General features: G+C 47.7%; 24 protein-coding genes. 10 read left to right on the forward strand and 14 right to left on the reverse strand.

Features of this window, described 5'->3' with window-relative positions; genetic code table 11:
* The first annotated feature begins 35 nt into the window (after positions 1-35).
* The 5 genes from M0P91_RS04815 (at position 36) to M0P91_RS04835 (ending at position 5,645) form a co-directional block, all read left to right on the forward strand.
* The gene (locus tag M0P91_RS04815) at positions 36-2,081 is read left to right on the forward strand and encodes an EAL domain-containing protein (protein WP_295065169.1); all 2,046 of its coding nucleotides are present in this window, start codon (positions 36-38) and stop codon (positions 2,079-2,081) included.
* A gap of 113 nt (positions 2,082-2,194) precedes the next feature.
* Positions 2,195-3,505 (forward strand): DEAD/DEAH box helicase, encoded by a 1,311-nt coding sequence (locus tag M0P91_RS04820; protein WP_295065171.1) that lies wholly within the window; start codon positions 2,195-2,197, stop codon positions 3,503-3,505.
* 56 nt (positions 3,506-3,561) lie between these two features.
* Positions 3,562-4,827, forward strand: coding sequence for a malic enzyme-like NAD(P)-binding protein (locus M0P91_RS04825; protein WP_295065173.1), 1,266 nt, complete (start codon positions 3,562-3,564; stop codon positions 4,825-4,827).
* Positions 4,828-4,890: 63 nt separating this feature from the next.
* The gene (locus tag M0P91_RS04830) at positions 4,891-5,196 is read left to right on the forward strand and encodes a DUF3147 family protein (RefSeq protein ID WP_295065175.1); all 306 of its coding nucleotides are present in this window, start codon (positions 4,891-4,893) and stop codon (positions 5,194-5,196) included.
* On the forward strand, positions 5,196-5,645 hold the full coding sequence (locus M0P91_RS04835; RefSeq protein WP_295065177.1) for a YaiI/YqxD family protein: 450 nt from the start codon (positions 5,196-5,198) through the stop codon (positions 5,643-5,645). The genes M0P91_RS04830 and M0P91_RS04835 overlap by 1 nt, the downstream gene beginning before the upstream one ends.
* Positions 5,646-5,687: 42 nt before the next feature.
* Here the strand turns inward: M0P91_RS04835 and M0P91_RS04840 are convergent, their stop codons facing one another.
* The 3 genes from M0P91_RS04840 to M0P91_RS04850 form a co-directional block, all read right to left on the reverse strand.
* Positions 5,688-6,206 (reverse strand): hypothetical protein, encoded by a 519-nt coding sequence (locus tag M0P91_RS04840; RefSeq protein WP_295065179.1) that lies wholly within the window; start codon positions 6,204-6,206, stop codon positions 5,688-5,690.
* A complete protein-coding gene (locus M0P91_RS04845; RefSeq protein ID WP_295065181.1) occupies positions 6,206-7,312 on the reverse strand; it encodes an AAA family ATPase in 1,107 nt (368 codons plus the stop codon). Before M0P91_RS04845 ends, M0P91_RS04840 begins: the two co-directional genes overlap by 1 nt.
* Positions 7,313-7,382: 70 nt before the next feature.
* Positions 7,383-7,613, reverse strand: a complete 231-nt coding sequence (locus M0P91_RS04850) for an addiction module protein (RefSeq protein WP_295065183.1) — start codon at positions 7,611-7,613, stop codon at positions 7,383-7,385.
* Between the two features lie 111 nt (positions 7,614-7,724).
* Between M0P91_RS04850 and dnaE the strand changes: the two genes are divergently transcribed.
* The 5 genes from dnaE to M0P91_RS04875 are packed head-to-tail and all read left to right on the forward strand — an operon-like array spanning position 7,725 to position 14,064.
* The gene (gene dnaE / locus M0P91_RS04855; protein WP_295065185.1) at positions 7,725-11,261 is read left to right on the forward strand and encodes a DNA polymerase III subunit alpha; all 3,537 of its coding nucleotides are present in this window, start codon (positions 7,725-7,727) and stop codon (positions 11,259-11,261) included.
* Between the two features lie 44 nt (positions 11,262-11,305).
* Positions 11,306-11,551, forward strand: coding sequence for a type II toxin-antitoxin system Phd/YefM family antitoxin (locus M0P91_RS04860; protein ID WP_295065187.1), 246 nt, complete (start codon positions 11,306-11,308; stop codon positions 11,549-11,551).
* Positions 11,545-11,814, forward strand: a complete 270-nt coding sequence (locus tag M0P91_RS04865; RefSeq protein WP_295065189.1) for a Txe/YoeB family addiction module toxin — start codon at positions 11,545-11,547, stop codon at positions 11,812-11,814. Before M0P91_RS04860 ends, M0P91_RS04865 begins: the two co-directional genes overlap by 7 nt.
* 25 nt (positions 11,815-11,839) lie before the next feature.
* Positions 11,840-13,078, forward strand: coding sequence for a M18 family aminopeptidase (locus M0P91_RS04870; RefSeq protein WP_295065191.1), 1,239 nt, complete (start codon positions 11,840-11,842; stop codon positions 13,076-13,078).
* Complete coding sequence (locus M0P91_RS04875; RefSeq protein ID WP_295065192.1) at positions 13,078-14,064, forward strand: HAMP domain-containing sensor histidine kinase; 987 nt, start codon at positions 13,078-13,080, stop codon at positions 14,062-14,064. The genes M0P91_RS04870 and M0P91_RS04875 overlap by 1 nt, the downstream gene beginning before the upstream one ends.
* Here M0P91_RS04875 and M0P91_RS04880 read toward each other — a convergent pair.
* The 11 genes from M0P91_RS04880 to M0P91_RS04930 form a co-directional block, all read right to left on the reverse strand.
* Positions 14,061-16,271 (reverse strand): EAL domain-containing protein, encoded by a 2,211-nt coding sequence (locus M0P91_RS04880; RefSeq protein WP_295065194.1) that lies wholly within the window; start codon positions 16,269-16,271, stop codon positions 14,061-14,063. The two genes, M0P91_RS04875 and M0P91_RS04880, sit on opposite strands and share 4 nt — an antisense overlap.
* Positions 16,272-16,350: 79 nt before the next feature.
* On the reverse strand, positions 16,351-17,028 hold the full coding sequence (locus M0P91_RS04885) for a YggS family pyridoxal phosphate-dependent enzyme (RefSeq protein WP_295065196.1): 678 nt from the start codon (positions 17,026-17,028) through the stop codon (positions 16,351-16,353).
* Positions 17,025-18,077, reverse strand: a complete 1,053-nt coding sequence (rseP, locus tag M0P91_RS04890; RefSeq protein WP_295065198.1) for an RIP metalloprotease RseP — start codon at positions 18,075-18,077, stop codon at positions 17,025-17,027. Before rseP ends, M0P91_RS04885 begins: the two co-directional genes overlap by 4 nt.
* Complete coding sequence (gene pgsA, locus M0P91_RS04895) at positions 18,074-18,628, reverse strand: CDP-diacylglycerol--glycerol-3-phosphate 3-phosphatidyltransferase (protein WP_295065200.1); 555 nt, start codon at positions 18,626-18,628, stop codon at positions 18,074-18,076. Before pgsA ends, rseP begins: the two co-directional genes overlap by 4 nt.
* A gap of 153 nt (positions 18,629-18,781) precedes the next feature.
* The gene (locus M0P91_RS04900) at positions 18,782-19,117 is read right to left on the reverse strand and encodes a type II toxin-antitoxin system PemK/MazF family toxin (protein ID WP_295065203.1); all 336 of its coding nucleotides are present in this window, start codon (positions 19,115-19,117) and stop codon (positions 18,782-18,784) included.
* Positions 19,104-19,358, reverse strand: a complete 255-nt coding sequence (locus M0P91_RS04905) for a hypothetical protein (RefSeq protein ID WP_295065205.1) — start codon at positions 19,356-19,358, stop codon at positions 19,104-19,106. Before M0P91_RS04905 ends, M0P91_RS04900 begins: the two co-directional genes overlap by 14 nt.
* Before the next feature lie 153 nt (positions 19,359-19,511).
* Positions 19,512-20,279: an enoyl-ACP reductase gene (locus M0P91_RS04910; protein ID WP_295065207.1), complete on the reverse strand. Its 768-nt coding sequence runs from the start codon at positions 20,277-20,279 to the stop codon at positions 19,512-19,514.
* 3 nt (positions 20,280-20,282) lie between these two features.
* Positions 20,283-21,176, reverse strand: a complete 894-nt coding sequence (gene dapA / locus M0P91_RS04915; protein WP_295065209.1) for a 4-hydroxy-tetrahydrodipicolinate synthase — start codon at positions 21,174-21,176, stop codon at positions 20,283-20,285.
* Positions 21,173-22,432, reverse strand: coding sequence for a pitrilysin family protein (locus M0P91_RS04920; protein ID WP_295065211.1), 1,260 nt, complete (start codon positions 22,430-22,432; stop codon positions 21,173-21,175). Before M0P91_RS04920 ends, dapA begins: the two co-directional genes overlap by 4 nt.
* 42 nt (positions 22,433-22,474) lie before the next feature.
* Positions 22,475-23,530, reverse strand: coding sequence for a quinone-dependent dihydroorotate dehydrogenase (locus M0P91_RS04925; protein WP_295065213.1), 1,056 nt, complete (start codon positions 23,528-23,530; stop codon positions 22,475-22,477).
* A 101-nt stretch (positions 23,531-23,631) separates the two neighbouring features.
* A complete protein-coding gene (locus tag M0P91_RS04930; protein WP_295065215.1) occupies positions 23,632-24,723 on the reverse strand; it encodes a glycosyltransferase family 9 protein in 1,092 nt (363 codons plus the stop codon).
* Between the last annotated feature and the right edge of the window lie 65 nt (positions 24,724-24,788).

The following is a 24,788-nucleotide window of genomic DNA, read 5'->3' on the forward strand; positions in this document are numbered from 1 at the left end:
CCGAATATGACCGTCGTAACGGTATGATCTTTTTTATGAAGAGACTGGAATCTATTTTTAATAACCTGCATATCGGTGTAGCGGTTTGCAATGCCGCAAACAACCGTATAGAGAGTGTTAATGCCGTATTTGCCAGAATTCTGGGATACGAACCGGGTGAATTGACCGGGGCATTGATGGAGGATATTTTTACTGTTGAATGTATGCTTCGCTTTGGAGCGTATAAAAACACTATCTCTGAGTGCTCTAATCAGGGTTTATTTGAAACAATCCATCAACACAAAGATGGAGTCTCCCTTTTTCTGACCATCCATGTTTCAGCCACGAAGGATAACGAGAATAACGTTGAATACTTCATTGTGAATCTAACCGATGTTACCAAATGCAAGCATCAAGAGCTTCTTTTAGAACAAAAAGAAGCCTCTTTGAAAGAGGTTCAAAAGATTACTAAAATCGGAAGTTGGGAATTTTGTTTTAGCACGATGACGCTGCTGTGTTCGGATGAAATGTACCGTATTTTTGAGATAATTTTCGATGAATCCCCTCCATCCTATCCCGATTTTATTGAGGTTATCCATCCGGATGATCGAGAGAGAGTAGTGCGGGTGTATCACAAATCGCTCAATAATGAAACATCCTATGATCTAACCCATCGGCTATTATTGAACGATGGACGGATTAAATACGTTCGTGAATGGGGTAAGAGCTATTACGATCCGTCAGGCAATCCGGTGCGTTCTACCGGTATGGTACAAGATGTCACCGAGCGTACAATGATTGAAAAAAAAGTTGAATTTATAGCCCATTATGATGCTCTTACGGGGCTTCCGAACCGTATTCTTGCGAAAGACAGAGCCGAACAGGCAATCGCATATGCCCATCGAAACGGTTCCAGAACGGTATTTCTTTTTATCGATCTTGACGGGTTTAAAACCGTCAATGACTCTCTGGGACATTCGGTAGGGGATACGATGTTAAGAATGGTTACTCAACGCTTAAAAGAGCATATTCGAGAAAGTGATACGATGAGCCGGCAGGGGGGGGATGAATTTCTCCTAATTTTTTCGGATATAGCCAGTATATCGGATGTTGTCATCCTAACAAAAAATCTTCTCAAAGAGTTTGATGAGCCGTTTGTCGTCAACACCCATCCTCTCGCATCCTCGGCATCCATCGGGATTGCCATTTACCCTGATCACGGCGATACATTTGAAGTGTTGCTGCAAAACGCCGATACGGCGATGTATAAAGCCAAAGAGTCGGGCAAAAACACCTATTGTTTTTATGACCCGCAAATGAATCATAATCTGATCGGTAAATTCAAAATGCAAAACGATCTCAAAATCGCGCTACAAAACAGCGAGTTTCTCCTCTATTACCAACCGCAAATCGATTTGGCTCACCATAAGGTTAGCGGGGTCGAAGCGCTGATACGGTGGCGGCATCCGCAGATGGGGATGATACCGCCGATGAGTTTTATCCCCGTCGCGGAATCGACCGGTCTGATTGTTCAGATCGGCGAATGGGTCATTCGGGAGGCATGCAGACAAGCTGCCCTCTGGAGTCAGCAGGGGATGAGTTTAACCGTTGCCGTCAATATCTCTGCCATACAGTTTAAACAAGGAGATTTGGAAGCCGTCGTCAGAGAAGCGTTGTCCGTATCAGGTCTGGATCCCCGATATCTGGAACTTGAACTCACCGAATCGATCCTCATCCACGATACCGAAAACATCTATCAGACCGTGCAAACACTCAAAGGGTTGGGGATACAGCTCTCTATCGATGATTTCGGTACGGGGTATTCAAGCCTCTCTTATCTCAAACGGTTTGCCGTCGATAAACTTAAAATCGATCAATCGTTCGTCCGGGATATTTTGCAAGATCAGGAAGATGCCGTTATCGTTCGGACCATCATCCAAATGGCCAAAAACCTTAACCTTAAAACGATTGCCGAAGGGGTAGAAAACGGTGAGGTATTCAATCTTATCCGCGAGTATGGATGCGATGAGGTTCAGGGATACCATTTTGCCGAACCGATGAGAGCCGAATCGGTCGAAACGTTCTATTTGGGATGGAAGTGAATAAGTGGCGCATAATCAGCTATAATGTCACCATTACAACGGAAAATCCGTACGCTCTGTCTAATCTCTGCACATTTTCTCCGCTTGAACCATTCTAAGGAAACCCATTACTAATGTTATTTACCGAACTTAACCTCTCCGCTCCGATTCTCAAAGCGGTCACCGAAGAGGGTTATACCACCCCGACCCCTGTCCAGGCACAGGCGATTCCCCCGATCTTAGAAGGGCGTGATATGCTTGCCGGGGCCCAGACGGGTACCGGAAAAACGGCGGGATTTACCTTGCCGATGTTGGAGATCCTCTCCCGTAAACCGTTTAATCCCAAAGCGCCGCGCCACGTTCGTGTCCTTATTCTGACACCGACACGTGAACTTGCCGCGCAGGTAGGGGAGAGCGTTAAGACGTACGGAAAATATCTCCCCTTTAAAAGTGCTATTATTTTCGGCGGTGTCGGAATCCAGCCGCAGATCACGGCGTTGCGTAACGGAATCGATATCCTCATCGCGACTCCGGGACGGTTGCTTGATCATATGTCGCAGGGGACGGTCGATTTGCGTCATGTGGAGATGCTGATTCTAGATGAAGCGGACCGAATGTTGGATATGGGTTTTATCAAAGATATTCGCCGTGTTATTTCGGCATTACCGGCCAAACGGCAAAACCTCCTCTTTTCGGCGACCTACAGCGATGAGATCAAGACGCTGTGCGAATCGATTTTGCGCAATCCGGCCATCGTCGAAGTGGCACGCCGCAATACGTCGAGCGAACTGGTGACCCAACGGGTAATTTTGGTGGACTGCGCTAAAAAGAGTGCTCTCTTTGGCCATTTGGTCAAGGAAAATAAATGGGAGCAGGTTCTCGTTTTTACCCGTACCAAGCATCAGGCCAACAAACTCTCCGATTATCTCCAGAAAATCGGCGTCTCGGCGGCGGCCATCCACGGTAACAAAAGTCAGGCGGCCCGTACCAAAGCGTTGAGCGATTTCAAAGCGGGTGCGGTCAAAATCCTCGTCGCGACCGATATTGCGGCGCGCGGATTGGATATCGACCAGCTTCCCCATGTCGTTAACCTCGAACTCCCCAACATTGCCGAAGATTATGTCCACCGTATCGGACGTACCGGACGTGCGGGCAATGAGGGGGAAGCAATCTCCCTTGTGTGTGTCGATGAGTATGATTATCTCAAAGGGATTGAACGGCTGATTAACCGTAAACTCGATCGTGATATTATCGAAGGGTATGAGCCGGATCCGTCGATTATGGCGATGCCGATCGTGCAAGGGCGCGGAGGCGGCGGCGGACGCGGAAATTCACCTCGTCCCGGCGGCGGTAAACCACAAGGCGCCAAACCCCAAGGGGGGCGTAGAGAGCCTCAAAAACGCGACAGCTCATCTCATCGCAGCGAGAGCCGACGCGGTCGGTAATATACCGATGTCTTGAGTCGTAGTATAATTCGATATTTAAACATACAGAGGTCAGTGTGAGTCACGATACATCCCTAAATCAGCAAGCTTTACTCTATCATGAGGGGCCTCGCCCCGGTAAAATCGCCACCTGCATTACGAAACCGTTTAAAACGCAGCATGACTTGAGTCTGGCCTATTCTCCCGGTGTAGCCGCTCCGTGCCTCGAAATCCAAAAAAACCCCGAAGATGCCTACCGTTATACCGCCAAAGGGAATTTGATGGCCGTTATCTCAAACGGTACGGCGGTTTTGGGGCTGGGCAATCTGGGGGCATTGGCCTCCAAGCCGGTTATGGAAGGAAAAGCGATTCTGTTCAAGCGGTTTAGTGATTTGGATGCTTACGATATCGAAGTGGATGAGACCGATATTGAGCGCTTTTGCGATGTGGTTGCGGCGATTGCCCCGACATTCGGAGGGATCAACCTCGAAGATATCAAAGCCCCCGAGTGTTTTGAAATCGAACGGCGGCTGGTTGAGCGGCTGGATATTCCGGTCATGCATGACGATCAGCACGGTACGGCGGTCATCTCCTCGGCCGGTATTCTCAACGGATGTCTTATTACCGGACGCTCTGTGGAGTCGCTGAAAGTGGTCATTATCGGAGCGGGCGCCGCAGCGATCAGCTGCGGACGGATTTATCGCTATATGGGAGTTCGCGAGATTTATATGTCCGATTCCAAAGGGCTAATCCATGCAGGACGAAACGATCTCAATGCTTACAAGAGAGAGTTTTCCGCACCCGAGGGGATGACGCAAGAAGAGGCATTTGCCAATGCCGATGTTGTCGTAGGTCTTTCGGCTCCGGGAAGCTTTACGCTGGAGGATATTGCCCGCATGGCACCCGATCCGATCATCTTTACCCTCGCCAATCCAACACCGGAACTTTTTCCTGAAGATGTCCGAGCGACGCGCCCGGATGCGATCGTCGCCACCGGACGGAGCGATTATCCTAATCAGGTAAATAACGTTTTGGGCTTTCCGTTTATTTTTCGCGGAGCGATGGATGTTCGGGCTAAAACAATCAATCTGGAGATGAAGGTTGCCGCTTCCCACGCGCTGGCGGAATTGACACGCCAAGAGGTTCCGGAGTATCTCAATGAGATTTATGGGACACAGCTGGCTTTCGGCAAGGAGTATATTATCCCTAAACCGTTTGACAAACGGCTGATTGTTGAAGTTTCGGCGAGTGTCGCGGAAGCGGCGGTCAAAAGCGGAGTGGCTCAAATCGGGTCGTTTGATCTGGAAGCGTACAAGCAGGTTCTCTCTGAGCGTTTGACGTAACATTGAGGAGATGGGACGATGGCGTGGCTATTTGTTAAATACTTACTGACCGCAGGTATTATTATGTTAATCTCTGAAACCGTTAAACGAAGCGAAAAAATGGGTGCTTTATTCACCGCTTTGCCGATAATAACCTTTAGCGTTTTGATCTGGATGTATCTGGAAAAGGAGCCGATGGAAAAGATCGGCAATTATATGGGATATCTTTTTTGGTATGTATTGCCGACCTTGCCGATGCTGTTGATGTTTCCCCTCGTGTTGGGAAAGATCGGGTTTTGGCCGACACTCGGATTATCGGCTCTCATGACGATCGGATGTTTCGGAGTCGAAGTACTGGTGTTGAAACGGTTCGGAATTGAGCTGCTCTGATGATGAAAATTCTTGTTGACGCCGATGCGTTTCCCAACGCCCTCAAAGAGATATTGCTGCGCGCCGTTTTAAAACGGAAGATCGCGACGATCTTTATCGCCAACAAAAGGATTTCCGTCCCCGATGTTCACCATGTATCGATGGAAGTGGTGGCACAGGGGCCCGATGAAGCCGACCACCGGATCGCCGAGCTGTGCTGCGCGTACGATCTGGTCATCACCGCCGATATCCCTCTGGCGGATCGGATCGTCACCCTCGGTGCCGTCGCCCTCGATCCGCGCGGGACAATCTACGATGAGAACAATATCAAGCATCTTCTGGCTATGCGCAATCTGATGGAAGAGCTTCGCAATAACGGAGAGATCACCGGAGGCCCCTCTGCGATCACTGAAAAAACGGTGAGAGCGTTTGCGGATGGACTTAATAAACTGCTCTCTAAGCGGATGTAAACTTTTTTTGTTCCCTCTTTTAAGTGGGAAGGAGATCAACGACTAAGTAGTAAATAGCCAATCAAAAACACCATTTTCTCTCATACGCTCTATTTCCGGTAAATTACATTCTAAATGCGTATTTTGCCAATCTAACAAATCCCCAGTTGGACAATCTTTAATTAATTTTTTCCCAATATGTTCAAATTTTGATATTTTAAAGTATTTTTTTAATGCTTCGCTTTCTTTATGATTAACCCCAAGTATAAAAACTCTTTCCGAATATTCTGGAGGAGTAATTTCATTTAATCTTCTTGTTCTCTTTTCAAAAGACGATAATGACGTTTTATCTTTATCATCAAAATCCATCAAAAGTAGAATATGACATTTTGGATATCTTTTTAAAAGATGTATGTTATTTTCAAGGTCATCAAAAACTTTTGCCCATCCACGTGAAGGTTTTTTGTCATCAATAACTCGTTCATTAATATTGAATGAATTTTTAATACCATTTAAAATACTTCTGTATGGATCATCTTCCAATAAAACAACTAAATGTTGTTCCTCTCGTCTAACTCCCATTATCGTTCCAATTCATCATTATCAAAAGCATCAATTACTGTATGACTGTCATACGAAATATTTTCCAAAACTTCTATTCTTGTTGGAGATAAATGAGATGATCTACTAACAACAAATATATTATGATCTGAAAAATTATTCACGACACGTTCATTATGGGAAGTCATAATTAATTGTGCTTTACTTCCAGAAGCTTCAAATGACTTTCTAAAAGTAGTAATAAAATGGTTTAATTCTTTTAAACCCACAAAATTATCCGGTTCATCCCACAAGCATAATGTAGTTGGATTATTCATATGAGCAGCGATTACTGTAGCCCCTAAAAAGAATATCTTTTCTCCATCCGATAGTTGTGAAAAATTCAATGGAAGATTTTGATTGTTGTCTTTAAAAGTAAATGTTAATCCCCTATCATCTCTTCCCAATGTTTCAAACTTAAATACTTCAAGATCTGGCATTCGAAATTTAAGAAAATCAAATATAGTTATATATAAACTTGGATTTGATGATAACAACCATCTTGCCCAGTCAATAATATTTTCACCTTCTCTTGAAACAATTGCACTCTCAGCTTTGGACAGATCACTAAAATGTCTTGGAAAAGGGGATAAAATAATAATATTTTTAAGCCAATCTCTAAAAATAGCCAAAGGTTCATTCTCTGATTTTACCGAAATAAGAGGAAGCCCGATATGATGCCAATCTAATAAAAAATGGCTAGAGTCATTGAATGATGTTTGTCCCCCATTACGTTGAAAAATAGCTTTATTGTTAACTAATAGACTTTCATTTTTTATTCTTGGGTAGATAAAACCATCAGGAAATTCAATAGAGAGCTTATAACTAAAGTTTTTCTTCTCAATCAGTACATCTAATTCGAATTCAATAGGAAGATGTTTATTTCCATGATTAAAACTGGTTTCATTAATTAAATCTTTTAACGATGTAACACCTCTACCGATTTGTTGAAAAATTTCTATTACATCAAATATTGTTGTTTTTCCAGAGCTATTTTTACCAAGTAAAAAAACTGAATTCAAACCCTCAAGCTTTAATTCAAAATTTTGTAAACATTTAAAATTATGTGCATATAGTCTTTTTAACATGGATGACACACTCCAATTGAGTTATAGATAAAAATAGTATTATTTTAGCGTAAGAAAACTATATAGAGATCTATTGCTCAAAACGGGCTTTAATTTTTCGAAAAACATCGTTTCCGTCGATGAGGTTCACAGCACCTTTTTCGATGGATGCGACGCGAGAATCAATCTCTTGTTTCCACAACTCTATGTCGTGATGCAGTGGATTGAGACTGTTTAAAAGCTTCTCAATCAGCTTTGTTTTGAGATCGATAGGCATTGAGTCCACTTCGGCTAACAGCTGATGGGTATCAAGCGCGACCATATTGAACCTCATTGTGTGTGATGGTGTCATTATAGCATTTGAAATGGTTAAATCAGATATTAATTGCTCATAGACTATAATCATTTTACATTTTTTCAAGGTTTTTTTTTCATGAGCATCCCCCCCTTTACCCACCTCCATCTCCATACCGAATACTCTCTTCTCGACGGTGCCAACAAAATATCGGCGTTAGCGGCACGGGTTAAAGAGTTGGGGATGACTTCGGTCGCGATGAGCGATCACGGCAACATGTTCGGGGCGATCGATTTTTACCAGCAGATGCGTTCTGCGGGACTCAAACCGATCATCGGGATGGAAGCGTATATCCATAACGGCGAAGAGTTAGGGGATAAAACGATCAAACAGCGTTTTCATGTCTGTTTGTTTGCCAAAAACGAAACGGGTTATAAAAACCTGATGTATCTCTCTTCCCAAGCCTACATCAACGGCTTTTACTATTTTCCCCGCATTAACAAACAGCTTCTGCGTGAGAACTGCGAAGGGATCATCTGTACTTCGGCGTGTTTGCAAGGGGAGATCAACTGGCACCTCAATACCAATAACGAACGTAATATCAAAAACGGTGCCGGAGGGTACGACGAGGCCAAACGGATCGCGTTAGAGTACAAAGAGATATTCGGGGACGATTTTTACATGGAGATCATGCGCCACGGGATTGCCGATCAGCTTTTTATCGACGAGCAGGTGATCCGACTCTCACGGGAGACGGGGATTAAACTCGTTGCCACGAACGACACCCATTACACCTATGCGGGCGATGCACAGTATCATGAAGCGTTTATGTGTATCGGGATGAATAAACTTTACGACGACCCCAAGCGGATGCGCCACTCGGTCCATGAGTTTTACATCAAATCGCCCGAACAGATGGCCCGCCTCTTCGCCGATATTCCCGAGGCGCTCTACCATACGCAAGAGATCGCCGACAAATGTCAGCTGGAACTGAAACTGGGGAACCCGACCCCGCCGAATTTTAAATTTACCGAAGAGTATGCCCGCGAAGAGGGGCTGGAAATCGATAACGACGACGAATACTTTATCCACCGCTGCCGGATCGGTTTGGAGGAGCGGCTTATTCATGTCCCGAGCGAGCGTCATCAGGAGTATCGCGACCGTCTTGAATTTGAGATGGATGTCATCAATCAGATGAAATTTCCCGGCTACATGCTGATCGTTTGGGATTTCGTTCGCGAGGCGAAACGGATGGGGATTGCCGTAGGGCCCGGACGGGGTTCGGCAGCGGGGAGCCTCGTCGCCTACTCTTTAGAGATTACCGATATCGATCCGATGAAATACGACCTGCTGTTTGAGCGTTTTCTCAATCCGGAGCGGGTATCGATGCCCGATATCGATATGGACTTTATGCAGGCGCGGCGCGGCGAGATTATCGATTATGTCGTCCGTAAATACGGGCGTGAGCAGGTGGCGCAGATCATCACCTTCGGTTCATTGCTGGCCAAAGGGGTGATCCGTGACGTCGCCCGTGTTTTGGATATGCCCCTCTCCCAAGCCGACATGATGGCCAAACTGATCCCGGACGAATTGGGGATCACCCTCAACGGCAAGACCAAAGGGGGAGAGTTCAAACCCGGAGCGTTCCAAAAAGAGCCGAAGATACAGGAACTTGTTGAAAGTGATGCACAGATCGCACGGGTATGGGAATTTTCCAAAAAACTCGAAGGGCTCAAGCGCAATGCCGGGATGCACGCGGCGGGGGTCGTCATCAGTAATGAACCGCTGTGGAAAAAGACCCCTATTTACAAACCCTCGGGGGAGGAGACGTTTGTCACCCAGTATTCGCTCAACTACCTTGAAGATATCGACCTGATCAAATTCGACTTCCTCGGACTCAAAACCCTCGACGTCATCGACAGCGCGATCAAACTGATCAAAAAGCGTTACGATAAAGAGGTGGATTGGCACGCCATCGATGAGAACGATCCCGAAGTGTACCGGATTATCCAAAGCGGCGATACGATCGGGATGTTCCAGATCGAGAGTTCGGGGATGCAGGATTTGAACAAACGGCTTAAACCGAGTAATTTCGAGGACTTGATTGCGGTACTCGCTCTCTATCGTCCGGGACCGATGGAATCGGGGATGCTGGATAGTTTTATCGAGCGTAAGCACGGTCGTGAAGTGATTGAGTACACCTTTGCCTCGATGGAGCCGATCCTCAAACCGACCTACGGGGTCATCGTGTACCAAGAGCAGGTCATGCAGATCGTCCAAACGGTCGGTGGGATGAGTCTCGGCGGTGCAGACATCGTTCGCCGTGCGATGGGGAAAAAGAAAATCGAAGAGATGCAAAAGTACAACAAGGAGTTCAGTGAAGGGGCGCAAAATCAGGGTCTGGATTACAAAAAAGCCTCCGAACTCTTCGATCTGATCGAAAAATTCGCCGGATACGGGTTTAACAAATCCCACTCGGCGGCCTACGCAATGGTCACCTTTCAGACGGCATGGCTCAAGACGTACTATCCGCAGGAGTTTATGGCAGCATTGCTGACGTCGGAAAAAGACAACACCGACAAAGTGGTCAAATACATCGACGAAGCCAAACGGATGAAAATCTTCCTCGGCGCCCCCGATATCAACCACTCCCAACTTGAATTCTCCGCGATCAACAAAGACGATCAAGATCAGATTCTCTTCGGTTTAGGGGCGATCAAAGGGGTCGGCGAAGCGGCGGTCGAATCGATCCTCGAAGCGCGTTCTGAGGGGGAGTTCAAAGACATTCAAGACTTCATCAACCGCATCGAACCCCAAAAAGTGAACAAGAGGGTGATCGAGTGCATCATCAAAGCCGGAGGATTGGACGGCTTCGGATACTCACGCCGTGCGTTGATCGAGCAGGTTGAGATCATGGTGGAGACGGCAAAAAAAGGGTCATCACTCAAAAAAGAGTCCCAATTCAGCCTCTTCGGGGATGATGCAGAGGTGACGACGGTCGAATTGAACCTCAAAAATTACGACGAGTATGACCTTAAAGCACTCCTCGATTTTGAAAAAGAGACCCTCGGATTCTACGTCTCCGGTCACCCCCTTGACAACTTCCGCGATCAAATCGACGCGATTAACTATACCCTCTCCAGCGAGGTCGAAAACATCGCCGACGGCTCCAGCGCCATTTTCATCGGAAAAGTCGAAACGATCACGAAAAAGATGTCGAAAAAAGGGTCAATGTTCGGTTTGGTCAGCCTGATGGACTTCCACGGCAATATCGAGGTGATGCTCTTCAGCGACAGGGTTGATCAGCTCGAAGCGATGGATCTGGACGAACCGATCGCGTTCAAGGTCAAGGTAACCCACACCGAGATGTTCACCCGCATCAGCGTCACGAAAATTATGACCCTGAACGAGGCGAAAAAAGAGGCGAAAAAGGTGGAGACCAAAATCGTCGAAAACCTCCCGCCGCAGGAAGCGTTGCAGTTACGCATCCGCCTCAGTGACAACCTCGAATCTCTTGAAAAGCTCTATACCCTCGTCCGCCGCCACCCGGGACGCCGTGAGATCAAACTCGTCATCGTCTCGAAACTGGCCGATGTCGTCATCGATTCGGCGATTCGGGTCGATAACAAGGTGATTGAAGAGTTGAGTGCTTTGGCAGATGTGGATGTGATTTGACAAAGCGTACGCTTTTAGGTACGATTTGTTACTAAGGAGCATCTATGACCAAAGTTATCACAGCCAGTCAAGCTCGATCGGACATTTACAATCTCATCGATGAGACGGCACACAGCCACGAACCGATCATTATCACAGGTAAGCGTCACAATGCCGTTATGCTCTCCCAAGAGGACTGGAAAGCGATCGAAGAGACGCTGTATCTCAATGCTATCCCTCATATGGCCGAATCGATACAAGCGGCTTTGAATGCTACCGACAGTGAATTTAGCGAATCGGTCGAATGGTAAGCTACAAAATACTCTACAGCAAAGAGGCGCAAAAAGATGCGAAAAACCTCTCTGCCGCAGGATTGGCCGACAAAGCGAAAGAGCTGATCGAGATCATCAAATGCAATCCGTTTCAAACTCCTCCCAGCTACGAAAAACTTGTCGGTAATCTCAGTGGAGCCTATTCGCGCCGTATCAATATCAAGCACCGTTTAGTGTATCAGGTGATCGAAGAGACCAAGACAGTAAGAATTTTACGGATGTGGAGCCATTACGGCGAATGATTTATACTATAACAGGACAATAATAATGCGCGAATTTAACGAAGAACTGATGAATTTTATCGATGCGTCTCCGACTCCGTTTCATGCGGTCGCTATGATGGAAAAATCGCTGGAGGCAAAAGGGTTTAAAAAACTCGATGAGTATGAAAAATGGGAGCTGCAAGATGGAGGCGGATACTACGTTACCCGTAACGATTCCTCCTTGATCGCGTTTACCTATCCTCCCTCAGCCGAAAAAGGGTACACGATTATCGGGGCTCATACCGATTCTCCCCATCTGCGTTTGAAGCCCAATCCGGTGACCCAGAGTGCCGGGACGATCCGGTTGGGGGTGGAGCCGTACGGCGGGGTATTATTGAATCCGTGGTTTGACCGTGATCTCAGCCTCGCGGGGCGAATCGTCTATCTGAACGGTGCGGGGGAGCGTCGGGAGAAATTGATCGATTTCAAGCGTCCCATCGGTGTCGTCTCCTCACTCGCGATTCATCTTGACCGGGATGCCAACTCGTCGCGTTCCATCAATGCACAGACCGATATCGTCCCGTTGATCGGGTGCGGGGAGGCGTTTGATTTTGAATCGTGGATACTGGAGGAAGCGGGGATTCGCGGCGGGAAACTTCTCGCCCATGAGCTCAGCTTTTATGATGTCCAAAAAAGCTCATTTTTAGGGGTTAAGGAAGAGTTTATCACGTCGGCGCGTTTGGATAACCTTTTGAGCTGTTTCGTGGCCCTGCGTGCGGTTATGGAGTCACAAACGCCGATGATGATCTCGTGCATGGATCACGAAGAGGTGGGGAGCGATTCGCATGTTGGGGCAGGGGGGACGTTTCTTGAAGAGGTGCTTCGCCGCATTGCGGGGGACGATTTTTCATTACTGATGCGTAGATCGTTGATGGTATCGTGCGACAACGCCCATGCACTCCACCCGAATTTCCCCGCCAAACATGAGAGTGAGCATGCACCGCTACTCAATCGCGGAGTCGCGGTCAAGATCAACGCCAATCAGCGCTACGCCACCAGTGCACGGACAATGGGACGTTTCGTTCAGTGCGCCGAAGCGATCAACACCCCGACACAGACGTTTGTCACCCGAAGCGATATGGGGTGCGGCTCTACGATCGGTCCCATCACGTCAACTCGTCTGGGAGTCGAGACGATCGATGTCGGGGTCCCGACGCTGGCAATGCACTCGATCCGTGAGCTTTCGGGGACGGAAGACGCTTATGGCCTCTTCAGGATCCTCGTACAGATCGGGGAATACTGATGTCAGAGATGATCTCTGCCGAAGAGCTTAAGGCCCTGATCGATCAAACCTACAAAGTTGAGGAGGAGTACGTCGCTCTTCGCCAATCGTATGCCCATCTACAATCGACGATCGAGCAGGTGATCGAGTTTTTACCCAATGCAATCTGGATTGTCGAACCGGACGGTTCGATCTTTTTGCAAAACTCCCAGGCCAAAGGGTTGGATAAACTGTTCGAAACCCTCCGATGGGATGAACAAGATTATGAGGTGGCCTTTGAAGAGCGCTCCTTTTTGATCAAGTCAGCTCTTCATAATGAAAAGCATCTCCTCAGTGCCACCGATATAACGGACCAAAAGCGCAAAGAAAACCTGGCGACGATGGGGCAGATGGCGGCCCATCTTTCCCATGAAATTCGCAATCCGATCGGGTCGATCGCTTTGCTGGCATCAACCTTGATGAAGCGGGTCAAGGAGGAGAACAAGCCCATCGTCACCGAGATCCAAAAATCGTTGTATCGGATTGAGCGGATCATCAAGGCGACGTTGATGTTCTCCAAAGGGGTCAGTGCTCAAAAAGGGTCATTGCGCTGGTGGCAGATTCGCGAAGCACTCGAATCGGCGATCGGCTATTACAGCTACGGAAAAAAAATCGATTTTTGTTTTCCGGATGATGATTTTGATCTGGTCGGGGATCTGGATCTGCTGGTGATGCTGTTCAGCAATTTTATTTTCAATGCGGTGGATGCTATTGAGCTGGATGAGAATGAGGATGGGGTGATCGAGCTCACGTACCGTTGCGATGAACGTTATCATATTTTTGAGATCTACGACAGCGGGATCGCGATCGAGAATAAAAAATGGCTGTTTGAGGCGTTTAAAAGTACAAAAGAACGGGGAAACGGATTGGGTCTGGTTCTGGCGAAAAACATTGCTCAGGCACACGGAGGGGAGATCACCGTGTGCGAAGGGGAACGCAAAGGGTTTTGTATTACCCTTGCCCGCTAGAAGAGCGGTTTGGGTTCGCTGATGTAATACCCTTGCACGTAGTCAATATCGAGCTCTTTGCATTTGGTATAAACACCTTCGGAGTGGACGAATTCGGCAACGGTTTTTAGTCCCAGCCGTTTGGAAAAATCGGAGATCGCACCGACGAGGCTTTGGGCATTGGTGTCGGTATCGAGATTGCGGATCAAGGAGCCGTCGATTTTGAGAATGTCGACATCAAGCTTCATAATATGGGCGAAATTGGAGTATCCCGTACCGAAATCATCGATGGCAATGGTGCATCCGTACTGTTTTACCTGTGCAATAAAGGCAGAGACTTCCGAATAATTTTCAATCCCTTCACTCTCCAGCAGCTCAAAAATCAATCGGCTTGAATGGGGGGATTGGCTTAACTTATGCATCAAAAACTGACGGGTAGAGGAGTCTAAAATATCATCGACCGAGAGATTGATGGAGTAGGTATGCGGGGTCGATTCGAGTATGTTAAAAATGGAATCGATGACAAAACGGGAGATGTGCGAATAGAGTCGCGATTGACGCGCTGCGGGGAGAAAGAGGGCCGGTGAAACGATTTCCCCTTCCTCTCCGATCATCCGAATCAGCGTTTCGTATTCGATGACTGCTCCGGTGTAATCCACAATCGGTTGAAAGTGGAGAGCAAAAAGGTTCTCTTCGATCGCTTTTTTGACCTTTTTACTCCACAAGATATTATTTTCGTACTCTTTTTTAATTTGCATGATCTCATCGTAGAGCATATAGCTAAGGTGCCGTTTTTTGGCCGCTTTGAGTGCAATATCGGCATTGACCAGTAAATTGGTCGAGGTACTGGACGGATCGTAGAGGATCGCCATCCCCACCGTAAGGGTGATGTAGATATTGGCACCGTCAAGATCGTAATGTTTGGCCTGCAAGTGATGGATGATGGAGAGACGGGTGGCGTCTAGTTCGGATGAGGACATCGGTTCGGTGAGGGCAATGGCATACTCATCGGAGGGCATTTTATAGAGATTCATCGGAAAATGGCAGGTCACCTCCTGAATCGAATGACCCAGTGCCAGAAGAATCTGATCCCCCATCGCATGGCCGTAAAAATCGTTGATCTCTTTGAAATTATCGATATTTAAAAGGATAAGGGCATAAAAACGGTTGTGTTCCATATCGCGAATCAGAGCAGAACGATTCGGCAGATCGGTCAAATAATCACTGTGGAGCTGGTGTTCAAGTTTGAGATTGAGCTCACGTGCGATCACGGCGTCACGGTTGATACGACGGATTAAAATCTGGAATCCGTAATGGAGAATGATCCCGATAAAGGCGAGCAAGATTACGCTGACGATGAGGAGATTACGAATCTGCTCCTCATAATCGAGGACATCATCGGTAATGTCAAACGCACAGGTCATCATGGCAACCGTTTCGTTATTGAAATTGATCAGCGGGCGTGAGGCGATAATGTAATGGCGGTGGTTAATCTTGTATCGTTTGCTATGGGAAAACGAAAAAGAGGAGGGTAAATTTTCAAATAACGGGTCGTTTGAGGAGATCAGAGAGTAGCCGTGATAACTTTTTTTGATCGCTTTGGGGAGGAGGGCACGGAGTTTTTGAGTATCAAACGCGATGGCACTTTTGATCCCCGAGTGAAGATTAAGCCGTTCTTGGACCCGATTGAGACTGGCCGATGTCTGGATGATTCCGATAAACGTATTGTCTTTGAAAATGGGAATGATCGTCACCAGCGCAACATCGTATAGGGTGACATCGAGGGAAGTGATCGGCTTTCGCATTGCGATAGCATGGGCCAGCATCGGACGTTTTTTGGTGATGTTATCCCCAAATTTATGAGGGTCCTGCATCCGTAAAAAATGGGTTCCGTCCGCACGGATAAATCCGGTCAGATCCACTTCGTTACGCTCTTTGGCTTCTAGAAAATAGGGGATGGACAAACGGTAGAGCTCATCCCGGTTTCCGGTTTCAAAAGCATCGACAATCGCACGATTGGCTGCAAGTTTACACGCAAACGAGCTGAGCCCTTTTTGGGTGTCGAGCATGGCAAGTTCAAAGGAGCTTTTTAAAAGGGCACGATGGGCAGCGGTCTTCTCGTCTAAAACATTTTTTTTATCATCACTTATTGTGATAATAAAAATAGCTATGAGAAGGGTAACCAACCCCATCGAGAAAAGCGTTGCACGTCTTTTTATTTGCTTCACTTATCACCTTTTTATAATAAACGTCTGTTTTATATTATAACATAGGTTTGAAGGTTTAGTGTGACGATAAAAGGGATGGTTAAGATTTTGGAAATAAAATTGATCCCAAACGGACCAGTGTTGAGCCGCATTCGACGGCAAGTTCAAAATCACTGCTCATCCCCATCGAACAGATGGCGGCTTCCGGCAGGTCATCAAAAAGAGCGCGGGTTGTTTCAAAACTTTTCCGGACAATTTTTTGATCGTCCGTATGGGCACCGATACTCATAATTCCCTGGAGACGGATATTGGGGCATTCCGAAGCGATTTGGGCATAGCGCTCTAAAAATTCTTCGGGGAAAAATCCCGATTTGCTCTCTTCGTACGCGGAGTTCACCTGAACCAGTGCTCGTAACGTCTGATTCTCCCGAACCAGTCTCTCCTGAAGGGCGTGCGCAAGTTCGATTGAATCGAGGGAGTGAATCAAGTGGGGACGAATGGCTAAGAGGGCGTTGATCTTGTTTTTTTGGAGAGTCCCGATGAAATGCCATTCCAAAGGGAACTCATCGAGTATATCGGCTTTGGTTTTAAGATCTTGGACCTTATTTTCGCCAAAGGCGCGTTGGCCGATACCGTAGAGAGAACGTATTGCATCGGCATCCACGTATTTGCTTGCAGCGACAATCTTGACGATGTGGTGGTCATTGAGACGGAGACGGGCTTTTTCGATCCGTTCGATAATGCGGTCGAAGTGACGTTTGTATTCGAGTGTAGTCATTGCATCAGCCTTGTAATGTCGTTATAGAGCCCAAGGGTCATGAGTCCGAGCAAAATAATCCATCCGCCGATGGTCAGCTGGGTAATCAGGGCCTCGCTTGGAGCTTTGCGGCGGATCATCTCATAGAGATTGAAGAGGATATGCCCCCCGTCCAGAGCGGGGATGGGGAGAAGATTCAGTACCCCGAGATTGACCGAGATAAAGGCAGAGAAGAAAAAAAGGCTCATCCATCCGTATGCGGTTGCGTCTGCAGTAATTTGAACGATACTGACTACCCCTCCGAGCTCTTTGGCGGGGACGACACCGGTGAGGAGTTTTTCGAGACTTTGGAAGATCATGAACGATGCGTTATAGGTCTCTTTGCTTGCGTAAACCAGAGTCTCTACGGGGTTAAGGTGCAGGGTATGGCTCTCTCCCGATGGGGCGATCCCTACCATCCGCTGCCGGATCGTCTCTTTAAAAATATTCCGGGAGTCGGTTATCCGAGGGGTGAGGAGGAGTTGGTGAACCATTCCGGAACGTTCGACCTGAATACTTAGCACCCCCTCCGAGGTTTTAATCAAATCGGAGAGTTCATCCCAAGTAGCAATCTTGGTCCCCCCGATCATGAGGACTCTGTCCCCTTTTTGAAGCCCCGCTTCGGCAGCCGGGGAATCTTTGACGATGTTTCCGATGATCGGTGAAAGGGTTTTAGGACCCCCCGCAGCAATCGCAAGAAATAAAAACCACGCAAGGAGAAAATTGGCCAGAGGCCCTGCAAGGAGGATGATAATCCGCTGCCACGGTTTTTTGGTATTGTAACTGTCGGAATCAAAGCTGAGGAGAGAAGGATCAAGATCGTCTTGACCTTTCATCTTGACGTATCCCCCCAGCGGGATGGCGGAGATTTGCCAGCGGGTCCCCAGCCAGCTAAAGGAGGCGAGTTTTTTTCCGAAGCCGATGCTGAACACTTCGACGTAGACCCCGAAAAAACGGGCGGCGCTGTAGTGGCCGAGTTCATGAAAAAAGATGAGTGCCGACAAGACACCCAGAGAAATAATCCAACTCATGCATGATCCTTAGAACGGTAGGCTTTGGCAAAACCGACGAGGTACTCTCCGCCGGAGTAGAGGGTTAACGCTACGGCAATCCAGAGTAAAGGTTCACCGCCGTTCCAGTGCATCAGTAAAAACCCGATGGCAATCATTTGTGCGACCGTTTTGACTTTACCGGCAAAAGAGGCGCTGACATCGATCCCCTCGGAGAGGGAGAGGGTACGCAGACCGGTAATAAAGAGCTCTCGGACGATAATGATATAAATGGCCCATGCTGATGCGGCACCTGTCATCATCAACCCCAAAAAAGCAGCGAGGGTGAGCATCTTGTCGGCGAGGGGATCGAGAATCTGCCCTATGATCGTGATCTGATCGAGTTCGCGGGCGACGTAGCCGTCGAAGAAATCGGTTACCGAAGCGATAACAAACAGCAATGAGGCGGTGTAGTAACTCCATGTAATGTGCCAGCCGTTGTCGGTGAACACTTGAGGGTTGAGGATGATCCAGAACATCACCGGAGCGATGAGGAGGCGGGTAAAAGCGAGGATATTGGGGATATTGAACAAAAAAACCCTTTTGCGTATCGAGAATTGTTTGATTTGCGTGATTATAGCCAAAAATGATGGCGAGGAAATTACTTTCCCCATATTTCAGCGTCAGTTAAAAAAGCAGCTTTTTGTTCTGCATTTTATACTTTATTTGTAATGGATAGAAATAAACTAACCGATCAGCTGACAAAGTGATTTTCGAATAATCTGTTCCTCTTCTAGTGTAATGGACGCTATTTTTTCTTTGATCCGTATTTTTGAGAGTGCGCGTATTTCATTGATACATGCATCAGAAACTTTATCCAATTTTTCCCGTATGGGGAGCGTTAAACGGTAAGGCAACGCATCCGCTTCGATCGTTGTCGAAAGCGGTATCACGATAACGGTAGAAAGAATACGGTTATCTTCATCCCCGCTTATAATGATCGCCGGACGCAATTTGCCTATTTCTCCCCCTTTTGCGGGGTTAAAATCGATGAGACAAATATCGTTTTTAGAGTATTCCATCCGCTATACTCCCCTCCTCGATAGGGTCTTTTGCCTGTGCTTTTGCGATACGTTCCAGCAAAGAGCGTTTTTTTGCCTTTTCAACGGTGTCGATAAATACGGCAAACTCTTTTGCCATCGATTTCGGGACAAAATAGCCTACCTCTACTTTTTTTCGACCGTCAATGATATGAACGATTTCATCTTGATAAGCGTAAAGCGTTTCCGGTTTTCGTATCTCTGCTAATGTTGCTTCAATCATACAAATCCTTTTGACAAATCTATTTGAAAAAAATTATAGCATAATGTATAAATATTGGTTTGTGTGATTTGTTTTAGTGATCTATTACTTGGAAAGGATGGAAAGGGGATGGATTCCGTATCGAGTACGGAATGACGGAGAGAAGAGCGGGGATTAACGAAAGGTGGTCCCGCCGTCAACGATGATCGTTTGACCCGTGATCCAGCCCGCCTCTTCGGTACAGAGGAAATAAACGGCACCCGCGATGTCGTTCGGGCTTCCCATGCGGTTGAGGGCTGAGCGTTTGATGGTTTCGGCTTTGACCTCTTCGTAGTTGGTAAACGCTTTGAGGGCGTCGGTATCGATCGGGCCTCCGGAGACGGCATTGACGCGAATATTCATTTCGCCGAGTTCGACCGCCGCGTAGCGTGCCATCGCCTCGACGGCCGCTTTGTTGGTACCGTGACCCGCGTAGTTTTCGATGTAGATCAGGTTTCCGGTACTGGACATGGTGACGACGGCACCGCCGCCTGTTTTTTCCATCCGTTTTGCCGCTTCTTGGGTTCCGACGACGAACGCGTTGACGGTGGCGGTGTAGATGTTGTTCAATCCGCGCGGTTTGAGACGCATGAATTTACCGTATCCGCCGACGACCGGGCGGCCGTAGATCATCGCGTTGCTGACGAAAAAGTCGATGCGGTCGAAATCGGCATCAATGGCTTCAAAAAGGGGTTTGAATTCATCCGGCTCTAAAATATTGAGGGGATAGGCACGGGCTTTGACGCCGTATTTGCTCTCCCACTCCTGCGCTAAAATTTTAGCCGTTTCGGCATTGGAATTGTACGTAAAGGCGATATTGACCCCTGCTTGCGCAAATCGTTCCGCAATCGCCTGTCCGATCCCTTTGGTAGCTCCGGTGATAACAAGTGTTTTACCTTTCATCAATCATAATCCTTTAATCGTGTAGTTTTGCATAACGGCTTCGAGTCGTTTCATATTTTCGCTGCTCGGCGCAACGAGAGGGAGACGATACTCCAGCGTATCGATGAGACCGGCGATGTACATGGCCGCCTTGATCATCACCGGATTGGATTCAATAAAGAGCGCTTTGTTGATCGGGAAGAGGAGATCATTGATCGCTTTGGCTCCCATAAAGTCACCGGACAACGCTTTGGTAACCAATTGGCTCTTTAGATCGGGCAAAAGGTTGGAGGTTACCGACGTGATCCCCGCTCCGCCGTTTGCCAGTATGGGATAATCGATCGCATCGTCTCCGGAAAAGACTTTCAGTTCGGGACGGCGTGAGAGGAGTTCGATGGTCCGTTCGATGCTCCCCGTCGCCTCTTTGATACCGTAGATGTTTTTGACGTCGTCAAAGAGGCGAATAACGGTATCGGCGCTGATGTCAACGACGGTTCGTCCGGGGACATTGTAGAGCATAAAGGGCAGATCGCTGACCGATTCGGCAATCGCTTTGTAGTGTTGATAAAGCCCCTCTTGGGAGGGCTTGTTGTAATAAGGGGCAACGGAAAAGATCGCATCGACACCGCATTTTTGTGCCGTTTTGGCCGCTTCGATCGCTTCTGCGGTGGAATTGCTTCCGGCACCGGCCAAAACTTTCGTCCCCGTGTTTCGGCACACTTCAACGGCGATCTCTATGCAGCGGCGGTCTTCGTCGTAGGTCAGCGTTGCACTCTCCCCGGTCGTACCGACGGGGCAGAGCGCATCGATCCCGTGCCTGATTTGTCGTTTGATCAGATCGGCATATTTTTGCTCATCCAATTTGCCATTTTTGAATGGCGTTATTAATGCTGTGGTTGAACCGGTGACAATGTTCATTTTTTGCCTTTTCTCAAAATAAGGGTGGTTGATTTATGAGGATCAAGGTAGTGTCGGGCAACTTGTTGGATATCCTCTGCGGTTAGGGCATTGATGGCCTCTTCATAGTTTTCAAGCGGTTTAATGTCGCCGCGAGCCAGATAGCTTCCGAAAAGATCGGCGACCGAAGTGGAACTCTCTAAGGAGTAGATAAAATCGGCTTTGGTGTTGATTTTGATTTTATCGATTTCAGCTTGTTTGGCCGGTTTCTTTTGGAGAGAACGGATAACGTTCCAAATCTCCTCTTCGACGCTCTCGGCTTTAACTCCGTTGTTGCAGACGGCCAAAAAGAGGAAAACGCCCGAATCGATATTTTCCATATTGTAGGCAAAGATCTGGTTGACAAGCCGTTTTTCATCAACGAGAATACGGTTGAGTTTCGAACTTTTGCCGGAACTGAGCATCTCGCTCATCCCGGAGAGTTTGGGTTGGTCGGGATGTTGAAAATTGGGGATCGGAAAGCTGATCGCCAACATCTCCACTTCACTCTCTTTGTTGACCATGACACGGCGGGCACCGTCTTGTTCGGGTTCAACGGTTTTGACGGTCGGGATATCGAGGGTGTTTTGGATAGCCCCGAAGTGTTTTTGTGCTTCGTCGAAAACCGTTTTGGGGTTAATATCACCCGTTACGACCAAAATCGCATTTTTGGGCTGATAGTAGGTTTGGTGGAATTTTTGGATATCTTCGAGGCTCCAGGTTTGAATATCGTTCATAAACCCGATCGGCGTCCAGTGGTAGGGGTGGTAGATATAGGCGCTGTTAAAGAGACGAAAATAGAGATATCCCATCGGGTTGTTGTCGGTTCTCCAGCGGCGCTCTTCGGCGACGACGTTCCGTTCGGGCTGAAATTCGTCGTCTTTGAGATTGAGGTGCTCCATCAATTCGGCAAACAGCGAGAGAGATTTCGGGAGATTTTCATTACTCGATTTGATGTAATAATGGGTAAAGTCAAAACCGGTGGAGGCGTTATTCAACCCGCCGATGCTCTTGACCTCTTCGTCAAATGCACCGGCTTTGAGATTTTTGGTCGATTTGAAATTCATGTGTTCGAGCATATGGGCGATACCGCTTTTTCCCATTACTTCGTTTCGGCTTCCCACTTTATAAAAAATATCGGTTGAGATAACTTTGGAACCGCTACCCATCGGAATAGCGACGACCTGTAACCCGTTATCGAGGGTTGTTGTTTCGTAATGAGGCAAAGATGAGGCCATAAGGGTTCCTAACGTAAAAAATATCGGTATTAAAAGTTTCATTTAACGGTCAGCGCCGATGGCTTGGGTGATCGAGCTAAACCCGTCTTGTGCGATCAAATCGATGAGACCGCTGTTGATCTCTTCGATCACTTCGGGCCCTTTGAAAACAAGGGCGCTGTAGAGCTGGACGAGAGAGGCCCCGGCACGGATACGTCGGTACGCCTCTTCGGGGGTGGAGATGCCGCCGACACTGATCAGAGTGGTTTTGCCGAACAATTCTCTGGCAATCGCATCAAAGATGTAAAAGCTCCGTTCGCGCAGTACTTCGCCGCTCAGACCGCCGATCTCTTCGGGTTCGGAAACCAGTGAATAATCGATCGTCGTATTGGTTGCGATAATCCCGTCGGCTCCGCTCTCCACCGCATGGGCACAGAGGCTGACGGCCTGATCTTCCGACATATCGGGGGCAATTTTAAGGAGGATCGGTTTTGTGGTAAGGGCTTTGGCTTCACCGAAAAGTTGTGAAATAAACGCCTCATTTTGCAGATCGCGCAATCCCGGAGTGTTCGGAGAGGAGATGTTGATGACCATGTAGTCGGCATAGTTGTGAAGCGCTTTGATCAGGGTCGTGTAGTCCTTGATGGCATTTGCATCGGGGGTGATTTTGTTTTTTCCGATATTGACTCCGATCGGGGTGCTGAAGGGGTAGATATTTTTAAGACGGTGGGAGATACGGAACAATCCGTCATTATTGAATCCCATCGCATTCTGGAGTGATTCCTCTTCGATATGGCGCCAGAGGCGGGGGCGGGGATTGCCTTCCTGAGGTTTTGGGGTAAGGGTGCCGATTTCGGTAAAACCGAAGCCCATCGCCAATACACCGTGGAACATCGTGGCATTTTTATCGAATCCCGCCCCAAGTCCGACGGGGTTGAGAAATGTTCGTCCGAAAAGCTCCTGAGAAAGGGAGGGATGGGTGACAAAATTTTTGGCAATCCAACTGTTAAAGAGGGGAGTACAATAACCGGCACTTCGTAAAACGGCAGCTGCAAGAGTGTGAGCACTTTCCGGCTGTAGTTTAAACAACCATGGTTTGAGAGATTCGTAATCGATCATTAGACCCCGCCTCGTATGCAAAATATTGGTGCGATTATACTCAAAAAAGGTTGAATACTTTGTTAACGTATACCGCGAAGCGTGGAGAAAAAAGGGGAAAATTACCGATTTTTCTCAGGGAGCGAACGCAAATGTTCGGATACAAGGGATGCGATCTCTTGCGGTGTATGATCGGCTATCGTAACGGAGCGGTCGTATTCTCCGAGGGTTCCGTAGAGTGTCGGGGTACTTGCTTTGAACAAGGCGACGGTCGGAACCATCGACGCGCTGGCCAAATGCATCGGTCCCGTATCGCCGCACACAAACATGTCCATTTGAGAGAGCATGGCCCCTAAACGTCTGAGATTGGATTCCAAAATAAAACAGAGAGAGGCGTCCAGTTTCTCTTTAACATCGGGGGAGAGGATATCGATAAAGAGTGCTTCGGGATGGAGCTGTCTCATCTGTGCGTACCAAGCACTCCACCATCCGTTATCGATCTTTTTTTCAAATCGGGCATCACGGAACATGCCGATGATTTTACCCCCCTCTTTTCGGAGGCAGCCTTGGTCGGCAAGACGTTTTTGCAGCTCTTTGAGCCCTTCGGAACGCTCGAATGGGCTCAATGCGATGTCCATTTTCTGGGGGTAATCATCGGGGCGGTTACCGAATGCTTCCATCAAATAGAGGGGTTTGAGCGCTTCATGGATCTGCCCGGAGGGGAGGGTGACGGTGTGGGTGGAGGGGGACCAGTTACCGGGGGCGTCAAATCCGAGTTTGTAGGTTCCCCGTGCCAGAAAAGCGGCTCCGCGATCGCTGGCAGATCCTATATTCAGATTAATGACGAGATCGTAGCGGGTTGAACGCAGATGGCGGATATAGCTCAGGAGGGAGAGGGGTTCTTTGAGCAATTTTCGGGGAAAGTCAAAAACATTGTCGACGGTGCTGAACCCTTTTAACAGCGGTGCGGGGTAGGCGGCGCCGATGAGGATATCCATCTTCGCATCCGGAAAACGTTGCTCCAGAGCGCGGAGCAGCGGGGTTGTAAAAAGGATATTTCCGATACGGTAATTGACCCGTATAACGAGAATCCGATGGATTTCATCGACCGGAATTTTTTCGTGGGTCGTGTGAACGGGGATAAGCGTGGTCAAAACACTGTTTAGAGCGTTTTTAATTTTTTGCCGGAGACGCGAATGGAGCGGTAAACCCATAATAGACCTTTATGATTTTTATACAAAATTTTTTTATAAGCTGACCTTACGCACCTTGCTTTAGC

Origin of the sequence: Sulfuricurvum sp., assembly GCF_023229695.1 — a bacterium.
Lineage (GTDB): Bacteria > Campylobacterota > Campylobacteria > Campylobacterales > Sulfurimonadaceae > Sulfuricurvum.